Source organism: Pannonibacter phragmitetus (assembly GCF_050510895.1).
Classification (GTDB): Bacteria; Pseudomonadota; Alphaproteobacteria; order Rhizobiales; family Stappiaceae; genus Pannonibacter; species Pannonibacter phragmitetus_B.
The window spans coordinates 3948299-3962350 of sequence record NZ_JBNINT010000001.1 but is presented as its reverse complement, the minus strand read 5'-3'; the positions used below and the strand labels follow the sequence as shown (position 1 = coordinate 3962350).

Here is a 14052-nt window from a genome sequence, read left to right as displayed (position 1 = left end):
GCAAAAAGCGCGAAGATGGCCATTCCGGATCCCGTCAGCAGCAAAAGCCCCATTAGCCGGACGGAGAGGTGGCCGCTGGTCAGCAGCGGAGCAAGCGGCCCGGACAGGAGTTCCACCGCTGCGCCCATCAGCAGGCTGGCGAGGAACAGCAGCGCCACCTTGCGCAGCACCAGCCGGTCCGGCACGAAATAGCCGCTGCGCCACAGGGCAAGACCGAGCAGTGCGGTGTTGACCCAGCCAGAGATGCTTGTCGCCGCCGCAATGCCCGTATGGCGGAACTCAGGGAACAGCAGCAGCGACAGGACAAGGTTGATGACGGCGCTGATGCCTGCGCACCACATGGGGGTGCGCATGTCCTCGCGGGCAAAAAGCCGGGGGCAAACACCTTGTGCAGCACAAAGGCAGGCAGACCCCAGGCAAAGGCGGCCAGCGCCAGCGCAGTGCCTGCCACGGCCTCCTGGCCGAAAGCACCGCGCTGGAACAGCACCGAGACGATTTCCTGCGGGATCAGCACCAGCGCCACTGAAGCAGGCAGCGTCAGGGCTAGAGAAAATTCCATCGCTCCGTTCAGCGTCTGGCGGAAGGCCGCACCCTGGCCGGACCGCAGCTGCCGCGTCAGGCTGGGCAGCAGCACGACACCTACCGCGATGCCTATGACACCCAGCGGGAGCTGGTAGAGCCGGTCTGCATAGTAGAGCAGTGCATTGGCGCTGGCCTCGCCAGAGGCGATCACTTGACCGACAACGATGTTGATCTGGGTGATGCCGCCCGCAATCACCCCCGGCACGCCAAGCAGGGCCAGCCGCCGGACGGCCGGGGTCAGGCGCGGGCGCAGCACCGGCACGTGAAAGCCGAGGCGTCTCAGTCCTGTCAGCACGAAGGCAAGCTGTACGATGCCTGCCACGGCAACGCCGCCGCTGAGAGCCAGGGCCAGGGTTTGCTCATCAGAAATACCGGCAAACGCAATGGCTGCGAGGACGCCACACATCACCACATTCAGAACCACAGGAGCGACAGCTGCTGCCGCAAAGCGGTGGTAGGTGTTGAGAATGCCGGCGGCAAAGGCCAGCATGGACATGAACAGCAGATAGGGGAAGGCGATCCGCGACATCAGCACGGTGAGGTCAAACTTCTCCGGCTCTGCCAGAAAGCCCGGCGCAAGTACCCAGACGACCACCGGCATGAAAAGCTGCGCCAGCGCCGTCAGCGCCACAAGCGTCCAGAACAGGGCGGCGGCAATTTCGCCCGCCACCCGGCGCGCCGCTTCCTCGCCCTCTTCCTCCAGCGTCCGGCCAAAGAGCGGCACGAAGGCAGAATTGAAGGCGCCTTCTGCAAAAAGGCGGCGGAACAGATTGGGCAGGCGGAAGGCGACCACAAAGGCGTCCGCCACCGGCCCGGTGCCAACGACAGCGGCCAGCATGGCGTCGCGTGCAAAGCCCATCAGGCGGCTGGCGAGGGTGGCGCCGCCGACAGTGGCAAAATTCCGCAGCATACTCATGGAGAGTGGGTCCGCCTGCCTGTCAGGATTGGGTCACCAGTGTCGCCACCCCGGAGTTTGTTTCAAGCTTGCCGTCAACCGCCTGCGCCAGCCGCTCGCGGATCACATCCTGCCGGGCAACGTTGGAGATTTTCTGCCCTGTCAGGTCCGTGACATAGAACACGTCTACCACCCGCTCGCCGAAGGTGGAAATGTGCGCCGAGCCGATGTTGAGGTTCAGCGTCGCCATGGCGCGTGTGAGGTCATACAAAAGGCCTGGCCGGTCGAGACCGCTCACCTCGATGATGGTGTAATTGTCTGAGGACGAGTTGTTGACGATCACATCCGCATTGATGCGGAAAGCCTTCATCCGGCCCTTCACCGCCGTCTTCTTGCTCACGTGCTCGGGAAGGGGAGCCTCGCCGCGCAGCGTCTTGAGAATGAGATCGGTGATCCGCTCGCCCCGCCGCCTTTCATCCGCATCATCTGGCAACTCGCGGCTGACGAAAATCGTGTCGAGCGCAAAGCCATCGGTCGTCGTGTCGATCTGGGCGTCGACGATATTCGCGCCCGTCACGAAGCAGGCGCCTGCAATGGAAGACAGAAGGCGCGGATGGTCCGGCGCCAGAAGGGTGATTTCAGTCACGCCCTCGAAAGCGCGCGTGGTGACGGCGGCGGCAAATCGCTCATGCTTGAGGTCGGCATTGTAGATCAGCTCGGCGTGGGCGAGCGTGCGCTCCGGTTCGGTGCGCAGCCAGTAGGCCGGGTAATGCCGTGCCACGTAGTCCTGGCGAGCAGCTTCCGGCCAGGACGACAGCTTCTCTTCCAGCCGTGCCTTCGCATCGGCCACCCGCTCCTTGCGGCTCAGCTGGCTGTGACCGCCGGTCAGTAGCGGTTCGCATTCGTAATAGAGCGTGCGCAGCAGCTGGCCTTTCCAGCCGTTGAAGACACCCGGCCCCACGGCGCGGATGTCGGCCACTGTCAGGATCAGCAGCAGCTTCAGACGCTCCATGCTCTGCACGATATGGGCAAAGTCGGCGATGGTCTTGCGGTCGGAGAGATCCCGCGATTGGGCATAGGTGCTCATGTCGAGATGATGCTCCACCAGCCAGGCGACCGTATCGGTCTCGGAAGCACTGAGGCCGAAGCGCGGGCAGATCTTGCGCGCAATACGCGCGCCGGCGATGGAATGATCCTCCGGCCGGCCCTTGGCAATGTCATGCAGGAACATCGCCACATAGAGAACCTTCCGGTTCTGGATGGTCTTGATCAGTTGGGTTGAGAGCGGATTGCCCTCCCCTGCATCGCCGCGTTCGATTTCGGCCAGCACGCCGATGGAGCGGATCAGATGCTCGTCCACCGTATAGTGGTGGTACATGTTGAACTGCATCATCGCCACCACCTTGCCGAAATCCGGCACGAAGCGGCCCAGCACGCCTGCCTCGTTCATAGCACGCAGGGTTTCTTCCGGGTGGTTGCGGGAGGTGAGGATGGAGAGGAACAGCCGGTTGGCTTCCGGATTGTCACGCAAGGCACCGTTGATCAGCGACAAGGAGCGGTGGATGCGCTTCATCAGCTCTGGATGGAGATGGTGTTCCAGCCTGTCCGCCACCTGAAACACGCGGATCAGATTGACCGGATCATCCTTGAACACGGTATCTGATGCGGCGTTGATGCGTCCGTTCTCGACGACGAAACCGGGTGCTTCGCGGATCGGCTGGACATTGCTGCCGCGCCCACCGCGCAGGCGCAGCATCAGCCCGCCGATGCCTGAGCCATGGGGTTTCTTCACGTGCTGGTCTTCCAGCGCCGAGCAGAAGATGCGCGTCAGGTCGCCCACATCCTTGGCCACAAGGAAGTAGTGCTTCATGAAGCGCTCCACATCCTTCTGGCCGGGATGCTGAGTGTAGCCGAGGCGGATGGCGATTTCCCGCTGAAGATCAAAGGAAAGGCGCTCTTCCGGCCGTCCGGTGAGGAAATGCACGTGGCAGCGCACTGCCCACAGGAAATCCTCGCATTTGACGAAGCGGTTATATTCGGCCCGGGACAGCACGCCCTGCGACACCAGATCGGACTGGGTACGCACACGGTAGTGATACTTGGCGATCCAGAACAGGGTGTTCAGGTCGCGCAGGCCGCCCTTGCCTTCCTTGATATTCGGCTCGACCAGATAGCGCGAGGTACCCTGCCGTTTGTGGCGGTCGTCGCGCTCTGCCAGTTTGGCTGCGATGAATTCGGAGCTGGTCCCGGCCACGACTTCCGCATCGAAACGGGTCTGCAGGTCCTCGAACAGCGGCTCCTCACCCCAGACGAAGCGGGCTTCCAGAATGGCTGTGCGGATCGTCATGTCCTGCCGGGCGAGGCGGATGCATTCGTCGATGTTGCGGGTGGCGTGGCCAACCTTGAAGCCAAGATCCCACAGCATGTAGAGGATATATTCCACCACCTGCTCGCCCCAGGGGGTCTGCTTGTAGGGCAGCAGGAACAGCAGATCGATGTCAGAGCCCGGTGCCAGCGTGCCGCGCCCGTAGCCGCCCACCGCCACAACGGCCATGCGTTCGGCGGCAGAGGGGTTCTTGATCTGGTAGACATGGCAGAGCGCAAAATCATAGATGACGCGGATCAGCTCATCCTGCAGGTGGCTCAGGCGCTGGGCGCAGGCAAGGCCGCTGCCATCGCGCTTCAGGCCTTCCTGCGCCAGATCGCGGCCAGTCTTGTAGGCTGCCTTCAATTCCCCCAGAACGGCGGCGCGCACCTTCAGATCCGTTCCCTTGCCGTCATGAGGCGCGGTCAGGGCCGTCAGCCTTTCACGCAGGGCAATGGCATCAATAAGTTCATTCAGGTCTGCTGCGGGAAGCTTCATGTCTGGTCGTCCTGTCCGGGCCCGCCGCATTGCTGCAGGCCTGCGCCGCGCCGGACCCTATATCGCTCCAACGCGCCCTGAAAGCCTCTAAACTGTGCAGGTCCTGAAATAAGGCACGACCTGTCTGTCAGACACCATCTCTGGCGGCGACGACCCTGAGCTGGTGCAGCAGGTGGTCGAGAGAGTCCGGGGACAGTCCCTCGATCTTGCGCGCCAGAAGATTGGTGAACTCCGTCGCCTTCGGGTCCAGCCCGGAGGTGTCGATTGTCACCTTTGGGTCGGAAATCTCCGCCAGACGCTGGATTTCCTCTGCTTCATCCCAGATGACATTGAAAAACGTTATGATTCGCTGAACCAGAAACCAGGTCGGCTTGCCGCGCTTGCCATGCTCCAGCGCCGAGAGATAGGCACTGGACACGGCAAGGCCCGCTGCCATTTCCTTCAGCGAGATGCCACGCTTGGCCCTCATTTCCCTGATTTTGGCTCCCAGCGGTGTCATGCCATCTCTTGCCCCTGTTTTGGCCCTGCCCGTCCATCACACCTTGCGCTTGCGCAGGCGCACATAGAGTGCGCCGGACCCGCCGTGGGTCAAATGCGCTTCCTCGAACCCAAGAACGATATGCCGCAGATCCGCCATGGCAAGCCATTGCGGCACGACACGGCGCAGGATGCCGCGCTCGTCCATGTAGGGTGCGCCGTGCCCGGAGCCGGAATCGCGGCCGCTTCGCCCGCCCTTGCCAGTGATGACGAGCACGATCACATGGCCGCGTTGATAGGCCACATGCAGGAAGCCGCGCAATTGGTCATGCGCCTCATGCTGGGTCATCCCATGCAGATCGATGCGGGCGTCGAAACTGCGGATGCCGCGCACCAGCTTCTGCCGCACGCGCCGCTCCAGCGGTGCCAGCGGCGGCGGGCCCTTCGGTTGAGCCGGGGAGCGAATCGCCGTCTCCGGGGTGCCTGCGTCCTGCCCGGCGTGGGTCATGGCGATCCCGGCGCGCGCCATTTCCTCGGCAAGGCTCAGCTCATGCTCCAGGTCCGGCTCTGGTTCCAGCGGGCGCGTGGTCTTGAGCGGCGTCAGCGTTGCCGCCACCTTCGACCAGATCTGCCTGTCCTCCGTGGAAAGATCCTTGCGTCCCCGCCGTCCGCTCATGACCCTTGCCCCGGCGATTGCGGCGTCAGGACACGCGGCAGCAGAATTGTGAAAGTGGCCTTGTGGCGCACCGCTCCGGCGGCAGCCCCTGCTGCATCGCCCGAGCCCATGAAAATGTCGCCGCGCGCGGCCCCGCGGATGGCCGATCCTGTGTCATCGGCGATCATCAGCCGTTGCCAGTGCGGCTGCGAAAGACCGGCGCCTGACAGATCCGCTCCGACAAAGACCGGCAGTCCGTAGCTGTGAAACCTGGGGTCAACGGCAAGGCTTCTGCCGGGCACCAGCGGCAGATTTGCCGCGCCGATTGGGCCAAGCTCCGGCCCCACTTCGGTCACCTCACGGAAGAAGATGAAGGAGCGGTTGCGGCGGAAAAGTCCATCCATCCGCTCCGGATTGGCCATCAGCCAGGCGCGCAGGCCCTGCATGGTGAAGTCTTCCGGCGTGCCTTCGCCAGCGTCCACCAGGACCTTTCCGATGGCGGTGTAGGGGTGTCCTGTCTTGCCTGCATAGCCCGCCCGCATCACTGATCCATCTTCCAGGCGGATGCGGGTGGAGCCCTGAACATGGACGAAATAGGCATCAATCGGATCGGCCAGCCAAACGAGTTCCAGACCTTGGTCCTTGAGCGCCCCATCCATGATGGCGCCCCGGTCAGGCATTTCGGCGAGGCCTTTTGACGTGCTGAGGGCATGTGTGAACCCGGCAAGGCTCTGCGGCGTGGTCTCCGGTTGTAATGGGGTCAGACCTTCCGGCGCCCGGTAGAGCGGGGTGGCATAGGTGGCTGATGGCTGACGCGACCCGCGCACCTCCGGCTCGAAATAGGCCGTGACGAAACCTCCGGAGGCGACGCGGAAGGGCCGGAACTCCCGTTCAAAAAGGCACGGGCGGCCGCATCCGTCGCCGGTGCTTCCCCTGTGCCTTGCCGCAGGCTGCCGTCAGGGCGCGCTGCAAGGCTTTCGGGCCGTCAAATCCCTGCTTGCCGCTGGAGCAGAACCGGAGGAAAGCATGCAGGGCGGCCAGATGGCCGTCCTGCGCCCAGCCCGGAAGGCTTTCAAAGCCGGTGGGCTGCAGAGGTAATTTGGTGTCGAAGGTCATGGCCCCTGCCCCGCCAGTTCCCCAGATGCACACTGCTGCGGCAAGGCCCCGCAGCGCATGCAGCCGGAAACGCAGAAAGGCCGCAGCAGGGGCTGCGGCCCATCTCAATGCCTGATCCGGAAACGCAATCATCCTGCTGATTCGGTTGCGACCAGCTTCCAGTTCGGATCGCGCGTCGTGGTGTCGCGCGCGAAGGTCCAGATATCGACCACTTCGCTCACCCGGTTGGGATCGCCATCAATCACGTGGCCGTCCTTGTCCCGGGTGGCGGAAATCAGCTCGCTCTGCAGCCGTACGGTTACCTGCGCTATGCTGCCCTTCATGCCGGCTTCCACAATCTCGGCCTTGTCGATGCCGACAAAGGTGGATTCGATCGTTTCCCCCGCCCTTCGCGGTCGGAGATGGCGCTGTTGAAGCCGTCGAAGACTTCGCGGGACAAGAGCGGCTTGAGCGTCTTGCGGTCACCTTCGGCAAAGGCTGTGACAATCATCTCGTATGCGGCCTTGGCACCTTGCAGGAACTGCTCCGGTTCAAAGCTGCGGTCTGCTGAAAGAACCTGCCGAAGCGCCTCGTTCAGCGCCGACCCTGCGGGGGCCACCTTGTCTGCCAGTTGATCCGGGTTTGCCTGGTCTTCCAGCTCCTGGCGCTGCTGCTGCGAGCCGGGCAGCGGCACCACGTTGTCACGCGGGCTTTCAGCGCGGGCCTGCCCGTTCTTGTCCGGTGCAGGCTTGGAATAGGGATCAAACGGCGGACGCTCGTTGCCCGTGCGGCGGCCAAGCACGGAGCGGAGCTTGAAGAATATGAAGATCGCCAGCCCCAGAAGAATGATGTTCGTTACGTCAAAAATATCGTTCATTTGGTGCTACCGGGCTCTCTCCGCGATCCGCGTGTCCCTCAAACCGGAGAAGCCGGTTGCAAAGGGCCGCAGGCCAATCATCCATTCCCATATGTAGGTTCTGTTGAACCAGCATCCAGTGCGCGGGGCAAGTGTCTTGTCCATCTGTGCGGCGCTCTTTGGAAACTTAGCCCCTCCGCAACGGCACAAGAATGGCAAAATGCGCAGATCCCTCGCATTTCCCGCCGTCAGAGCCTATCTTGTACCTGTTATATAACTGTCAACGGGTTTGAATCCTTGCCTCTGCTGATCCTTGCCGGCCTGATCCTGCTGCCGCTTTCCGAAATCGCCGTCTTCATCATGGTGGGCGAAGCCATCGGTGTTCTGCCGACCATCCTGCTCACGGTGCTGACCGCCGTGGCCGGAACCGTCCTTCTGCGTCAGCAGGGGCTCTCTCTTGTCCGGCGCATGCAATCGGAGCTGGACGCAGGGCGCGTTCCGGGCGACGACATGATGCAGGGCGCGATGATCGTTCTGGCAAGCCTCTTCCTGCTTCTGCCGGGCTTCCTGACGGATACGGTTGGCCTTCTGCTGTTCATTCCGCCGCTGCGCGCCGCGCTGGCACGGTTCTTCTCCCGCCGGGCCTCCATCGTGGTCGTCAACCGCCGCCGCAAGCAGGGTGAGCCGGTGGTGGATCTGGACGGTGCCGAATGGACCAGCACACGCCACAAGCCTGATGACGGCGACACTCCGCGCATCAGCCCCTGGCGCGACGGAAACTGACACTTGCCCTCACACAGAAGTGACTGCCACCAGCCGCCGTTATGCCGGATAGAACTTCGAACGGCGGTGCAGGTCAGTGCTGCCACGAGGCCATTGCATGTCTTGCGGCCTTGCGGGTGATCCCTTACGCAAAGGGCTGATCCAAGCGGTCTCACGGGGGAGCGGAATGGGGGAAGCGGGGCGAATCGGCTGGGTTGATCATGCCAAGGGCATTTGCATCTTCTTTGTCGTGATGATGCACTCGGTGCTGGGCGTGGAAGATGCTGCCGGGCAGACCGGGTGGATGCATCCGGTGGTACAGTTCGCTGCGCCCTTCCGCATGCCGGATTTCTTCATGATCTCGGGGCTTTTTACGGCCCTTGTCCTGTCCCGCCCCTGGCGGCTCTATGCCGACCGCAAGGTGCTGCACTTCGCCTATTTCTACATCCTGTGGCTCACGATCCAGTTCGTGATCAAGGCACCGTCCTTTGCCGTTGAGCTTGGCTGGTGGGGGTCTTGCGGGAGTATCTGATCTCCTTCGTCCAGCCCTTCGGCACGCTCTGGTTCATCTATCTGCTGGCGGTCTTTTTCGTTGTGACGAAGGTTCTGCATGACCTGAAGGTGCCCTGGCAGCTGACGCTGGCAGGGGCTGCTGTGTTGCAGATCCTTCCCATCGAAACGGGTGTCTACATCGCCGACTATTTTGCCGAGCGGTTCGTTTATTTCTTCGGCGGCTATGTGTTTGCGAGCCGCCTCTTCGCACTGGCGGACTGGGCCGCAGGCAACAGGTCCGCAGCACTGGCCGGGCTTGGGCTCTGGGCGCTGGTGAACGGGCTTGCCGTCTTTGCTGGCTACAGCGGCCTGCCGGGCGTTTCCCTGGCGCTTGGCTTTGCCGGAGCGGTGGCCATCGTGCTCGCCTCCAGCCTGCTGGCGCAGCTTCCCCTTCTCGATCCGCTGCGATTCATCGGCCAGAACTCCATCGTCATTTATCTCGCATTCTTCTTCCCCATGGCAGTGTCGCGCGTGCTGCTTCTGAAAGCCGGTATGCTGGATACCGGTACGGTTTCCCTGCTGGTGACGCTTGCCGCAGCCTTCTCACCACTGCTGCTTTTATGGTTCATCCGCCGCACCGGCTGGTTCGGCTTCCTGATCGAGCGGCCCGCCTGGGCGCGCATTGCCTGAGACGAAGCAGCCATCCGGCAGAACCTGACTGGGCAAAGCCGCTATTAGGCCTTTCATCCGCACCCGTTCCCCGGCATGATCCGCGCCATGTCGAACGATGCTTCTCTCCCCGCCCTCACCGCCAATGACCACCTGATCCTGGTCGATGGTTCCACCTTCATTTTCCGCGCCTATCACGCCTTGCCGCCGCTGACGCGCAAGAGCGATGGACTGCCGGTTGGGGCCGTCTCCGGCTTCTGCAACATGCTGTGGAAGCTGCTGACCGAGGGCCTGACCCCGGAGAAGGGCGACGAGCCGACGCATTTCGCCGTCATCTTCGACCACTCCTCCAAGACCTTCCGCAGTGAAATCTACCCCGCCTACAAGGCCCAGCGCCCGGAGCCGCCGGAGGATCTGATCCCGCAGTTCGGCCTGATCCGTCAGGCGACCCGCGCCTTCAACGTGCCCTGCATCGAGCAGGAAGGCTTCGAGGCGGATGACCTGATCGCCACCTATGCCACGCAGGCCGCCGCCATGGGCGCGCGCGTCACCATTGTTTCCGGCGACAAGGACCTGATGCAGCTGATCGGCCCGCGCATCGGCATGATCGACACGATGAAGAACAAGATCATCGGCGAGCCGGAGGTGTTCGAGAAATTCGGCGTCGGCCCGGACAAGGTGATCGAGGTGCAGTCGCTGGCGGGTGACGGCGTCGACAACGTGCCCGGCGTGCCCGGCATCGGCCTGAAGACGGCAGCGCAGCTGATCCTCGAATATGGCGACCTTGAAACCCTGTTGGCCAATGCCACCAGCATCAAGCAGCCCAAGCGCCGGGAAAACCTGATCGAATTTGCCGAACAGGCCCGCATTTCCAAGCAGCTGGTGACGCTGAAATGCGACGTTCCGGTAGAAACCCCGGTCACCCATTTTGCCGTGGAAGCCGTCAACGGCCCGAAGGCCGTGGGCTTCCTCAAGGCGATGGAGTTCACCACCCTCACCCGCCGCATTGCCGAGGCAACAGGCGCAGAGGCGGGCAACATCGACCCCACGGAGCTGACCATCCCCGGCTGGCATGCGCCCGATGCAAAGGGCCGCATGATGGAGCGCGGGCCCGATGCAGCTTCTTCCGCGCCCGCCGCATCCGGTTCCACAGCCCCGGCTGCTCCGGGCAGCGCGCTTGCTCCGGACGGCATGATGACGCCGCGGAGCCTTGCCGCTGCCCGTGCTGAGGAAATCCGCCGCATTCCGGTCGATCACTCGGCCTATGAAACGGTAACGGATATCGAGCGCCTCAAGGCCTGGGTGGCCGAGGCGATGGAAACGGGCATCGTTGCCTTCGACACGGAAACCACTTCGCTGGACGCCATGCAGGCCGAACTTGTCGGCGTGTCGCTGGCCACTCGTCCGGGCCGTGCCTGCTATGTGCCGCTTGGCCATGTGGATGGGGAGGGCGACCTTCTGGGGGCGGTGGTCTCGTGCCCGGCCAGATCCCGCTGCGGGCCGCGCTTGATGTGCTGAAACCCATGCTGGAAGACCCCGGCGTGCTCAAGATCGCGCAGAACCTCAAGTATGACTGGCAGGTGATGGCCCGCCACGGCATCGAGGTTGGCCCGCATGATGACACCATGCTGCTGTCCTACACGCTGGATGCGGGCAAGGGCGGCAACGGCATGGACGAGCTGTCCGGGCGCTGGCTTGGCCACACGCCCATCCCCTTCAAGGAGGTGGCCGGGTCAGGCAAGTCGATGGTGACCTTCGACAAGGTGGAGATTTCCCGCGCTTCGGCCTATGCCGCCGAGGATGCGGATGTAACCCTGCGTCTGTGGCTGGTGCTCAAGCCCCGCCTTGCGGCGGAAGCCATGGCCACTGTCTATGAAACGCTGGAGCGGCCCATGGTGCCGGTGCTGGCGCGGATGGAGCGGCGCGGCATTTCCATCGACCGGCAGATGCTGTCGCGCCTTTCCGGCGAGTTCGCGCAAGGCATGGCCGCCGTGGAGTCGGAGATCTATGCCCTTGCCGGGGAGACCTTCAACATCGGTTCACCCAAGCAGCTGGGCGATATCCTGTTCGGCAAGATGGGCCTGCCCGGCGGCAAAAACCAAGACCGGCGCCTGGTCCACTTCCGTTTCGGTGCTGGATGATCTGGCCGCCGAGGGCCATGAGCTGCCGGTGAAGATCGTCGAATGGCGTCAGCTTGCCAAGCTGAAGTCCACCTACTCGGATGCACTGCCCGGCTTCATCAATCCGGAGACGAAGCGCGTTCACACGTCCTACTCGCTGGCCTCGACCACGACGGGGCGCCTGTCCTCGTCCGAGCCGAACCTGCAGAATATTCCGGTGCGCACGGAAGCGGGCCGCAAGATCCGTAAGGCATTCGTGGCGGAAAAGGGCAACAAGCTGATTTCCGCCGACTACAGCCAGATCGAATTGCGCGTGCTGGCCCACATTGCCGACATTCCGCAGCTGAAAAAGGCCTTTGCCGATGGGCTCGACATCCACGCCATGACGGCGAGCGAGATGTTCGGCGTGCCGGTGAAGGACATGGACCCGATGGTCCGCCGCCGCGCCAAGGCGATCAACTTCGGCATTATCTATGGCATTTCGGCCTTCGGCCTTGCCGCCCAGCTCGGCATTTCACGCGGGGAGGCGGGCGACTACATCAAGACATATTTCCAGCGCTTCCCCGGCATCCGCGACTATATGGAAGCGGTGAAGAAGGAAGTGCATGAGAAGGGCTTTGTCACCACGCTCTTCGGCCGCAAGGCACATTATCCGGATGTGAACACGTCCAACCCGTCGATGCGTGCCTTCTTCGAACGTGCCGCAATCAACGCGCCCATTCAGGGCTCAGCTGCCGACATTATCCGCCGTGCCATGCTGCGGATGGAAGATGCGCTGGTGGATGCAGGCCTCAACATCCGCATGCTGCTGCAGGTGCATGACGAACTGATCTTTGAAGCGGAAGAGGCAGAAGTCGAAGCCGCCATCCCGGTGATCCGCCGGATCATGGAAGGGGCGTGCGAGCCGCTGTTGCAGATCTCCGTGCCGTTGCAGGTCGATGCCCGGGCGGCAGACAACTGGGACGAAGCGCACTGACAAGGCGCCGCGCCAAGGCCTGGCTTCAGAACCAGGCCTTGGCAGCTATTGCTGCAAGCGATACAGCGATGATCCAGAGCGCAATCCGGCCCGAACGGTTGTGGCGGGCTTCGGAGCGGCCGATGGCTTCCGCCGTCGCGGCATCAAAGCGCAGGCCCTCATGGGCCATCTTTTCCAGCTCTTCCGACATGCGTCCTACCCGGTCGGCGAAAATGGGCAGGTCGCTGGCGATACGGCCGAGAGCGTTTACCGCAGCCCCGGCATCGCGCAGACGTCCTGCAGGCCCCAGATGCTGGGCGATCCAGGCACCCACCACGGGCTCGGCCGTGCGCCACATGTCGAGGCGCGGGTTCAGTGTCCGGGCAACACCCTCCACCACCACCATCGTCTTTTGAAGCATGATCAGCTGCGGCTGAGTGTGCATCTGGAACAGCTCCGTCACCTCGAAAAGCTGGGTGAGAAGCCGTGCCATGGAGATTTCCGAGGCATCATGGCCGTGGATCGGCTCACCAATGGCGCGGATCGCCTGGGCGAACACATCCACATCCTGATCGGCAGGCACGTAACCGGCCTCGAAATGCACCTCCGCCACGCGGCGGTAATCGCGGGTGATGAAGCCGTAGAGGATTTCGGCGAGGAACCGGCGCTCGGCCTTGCCAAGGCGCCCGGTGATGCCGAAATCGACAGCCACCAGCGTGCCATCGGCCTCGACGAAGAGATTGCCCTGATGCATGTCGGCATGGAAGAAGCCGTCGCGCAGGGTGTGGCGCAGGAAGCTCTGGATCACATTGGCCGCCAGAAGCTCCAGATCGAGGCCCTGAAGGGTCAGCCCTTCTACGTCGGACATCTTGGTGCCGTCGATCCATTCCATGGTCAGCACGCCCTTGGCGGTGCGTATCCAGTCCACGGAAGGCACGCGGAAGCCGGGATCTTCAGCAGTGTTCTCGGCCATTTCGGAGAGGGCAGCCGCTTCCAGCCGGAAATCCATCTCCAGCGCCACGGAGCGGGCCAGCGTGTCGACCACGGCCAGCGGCCGCAGGCGGCGGGAGGGTTCGTGGAAGCGTTCGGCAAGACGCGCGACCAGATAGAAGCTTTCCAGATCGCGCTGGAAACGGCGGGCCACACCCGGGCGCAGCACCTTGACGGCCATCTTGCGCAGCGAGCCGTCGCTCTGGCGCACCATGGCCGGGTGAACCTGCGCGATGGAGGCGGCGGCCACGGGCTCGCCGAACTCGACGAAGACCTCGTTGACGGGCCGCATCAGCTGCTCAGCGACCCAGGCTTCGGCCTCGCTCTGGCTGAAGGCAGGCAGCCGGTCCTGCAGATAGGCAAGCTCCGCTGCCGCTTCCTTGCCAACCACATCGGCGCGAGTGGCGAGAAACTGGCCAAGCTTCACATAGGAAGGCCCCAGCCGGTTCATCGCGTCAGAAAGGCGGGAGCGGGCGCTCTTGTCGCGCACGGAGCGGCGCTCGAACAGGCGGGCAAAGCGCAGCGCCAGCCTTGCGGCAGGCGGCAGGTCCGGAATGTTGAACAGGCCGAAGACGCCTTCACGCGCCAGAACAAAACCGGCCTGCGCCAGACGCAGCAAGGGACGTATTGCAAGGGCCATG

7 protein-coding genes and 4 pseudogenes are annotated in these 14052 nt (G+C 63.3%); 3 read left to right on the top strand and 8 right to left on the bottom strand.

Translation table 11 applies throughout. The annotated features are described in order from the left end of the window. Positions 1-47 precede the first annotated feature (47 nt). The 7 genes and pseudogenes from ACQB61_RS19030 to ACQB61_RS19000 form a co-directional block, all read right to left on the bottom strand. Positions 48-1441, bottom strand: a pseudogene (locus ACQB61_RS19030) (lipid II flippase MurJ); the annotation flags it as partial. A 79-nt stretch (positions 1442-1520) separates the two neighbouring features. Beyond that, positions 1521-4340, bottom strand: a complete 2820-nt coding sequence (locus tag ACQB61_RS19025) for a [protein-PII] uridylyltransferase (protein ID WP_430513898.1) — start codon at positions 4338-4340, stop codon at positions 1521-1523. A gap of 127 nt (positions 4341-4467) precedes the next feature. Further along, positions 4468-4839, bottom strand: coding sequence for a helix-turn-helix domain-containing protein (locus ACQB61_RS19020; RefSeq protein ID WP_430513897.1), 372 nt, complete (start codon positions 4837-4839; stop codon positions 4468-4470). Between the two features lie 36 nt (positions 4840-4875). Further along, the gene (locus tag ACQB61_RS19015) at positions 4876-5493 is read right to left on the bottom strand and encodes a Smr/MutS family protein (protein ID WP_430513896.1); all 618 of its coding nucleotides are present in this window, start codon (positions 5491-5493) and stop codon (positions 4876-4878) included. After that, on the bottom strand, positions 5490-6299 hold the full coding sequence (locus ACQB61_RS19010) for an MltA domain-containing protein (protein ID WP_430513895.1): 810 nt from the start codon (positions 6297-6299) through the stop codon (positions 5490-5492). Before ACQB61_RS19010 ends, ACQB61_RS19015 begins: the two co-directional genes overlap by 4 nt. 64 nt (positions 6300-6363) lie before the next feature. Then, on the bottom strand, positions 6364-6720 hold the full coding sequence (locus tag ACQB61_RS19005; RefSeq protein WP_430513894.1) for a hypothetical protein: 357 nt from the start codon (positions 6718-6720) through the stop codon (positions 6364-6366). After that, positions 6717-7444 (bottom strand): annotated as a pseudogene (locus tag ACQB61_RS19000) (Tim44/TimA family putative adaptor protein). The gene ACQB61_RS19005 and the pseudogene ACQB61_RS19000 overlap by 4 nt, the downstream one beginning before the upstream one ends. A gap of 276 nt (positions 7445-7720) precedes the next feature. Here ACQB61_RS19000 and ACQB61_RS18995 point away from each other — a divergent pair. The 3 genes and pseudogenes from ACQB61_RS18995 to polA all read left to right on the top strand — a co-directional run bounded on the left by ACQB61_RS18995 (position 7721) and on the right by polA (position 12442). Beyond that, the gene (locus ACQB61_RS18995) at positions 7721-8206 is read left to right on the top strand and encodes an FxsA family protein (RefSeq protein ID WP_430513893.1); all 486 of its coding nucleotides are present in this window, start codon (positions 7721-7723) and stop codon (positions 8204-8206) included. Between the two features lie 166 nt (positions 8207-8372). Next, positions 8373-9367 (top strand): annotated as a pseudogene (locus ACQB61_RS18990) (acyltransferase family protein). 75 nt (positions 9368-9442) lie between these two features. Then, positions 9443-12442 (top strand): annotated as a pseudogene (polA, locus tag ACQB61_RS18985) (DNA polymerase I). Positions 12443-12467: 25 nt separating this feature from the next. Here polA and ubiB read toward each other — a convergent pair. After that, positions 12468-14051 (bottom strand): 2-polyprenylphenol 6-hydroxylase, encoded by a 1584-nt coding sequence (gene ubiB / locus ACQB61_RS18980; RefSeq protein ID WP_430513892.1) that lies wholly within the window; start codon positions 14049-14051, stop codon positions 12468-12470. Position 14052: the final 1 nt, after the last annotated feature.

Bases quoted from the DNA above. Each gene is read 5' to 3' on its own strand.
- ACQB61_RS19025 (WP_430513898.1), bottom strand. From the start codon at position 4,340: ATGAAGCTTCCCGCAGCAGACCTGAATGAACTTATTGATGCCATTGCC.
- ACQB61_RS19020 (WP_430513897.1), bottom strand. From the start codon at position 4,839: ATGACACCGCTGGGAGCCAAAATCAGGGAAATGAGGGCCAAGCGTGGC.
- ACQB61_RS19015 (WP_430513896.1), bottom strand. From the start codon at position 5,493: ATGAGCGGACGGCGGGGACGCAAGGATCTTTCCACGGAGGACAGGCAG.
- ACQB61_RS19005 (WP_430513894.1), bottom strand. From the start codon at position 6,720: ATGATTGCGTTTCCGGATCAGGCATTGAGATGGGCCGCAGCCCCTGCT.
- ubiB (WP_430513892.1), bottom strand. From the start codon at position 14,051: ATGGCCCTTGCAATACGTCCCTTGCTGCGTCTGGCGCAGGCCGGTTTT.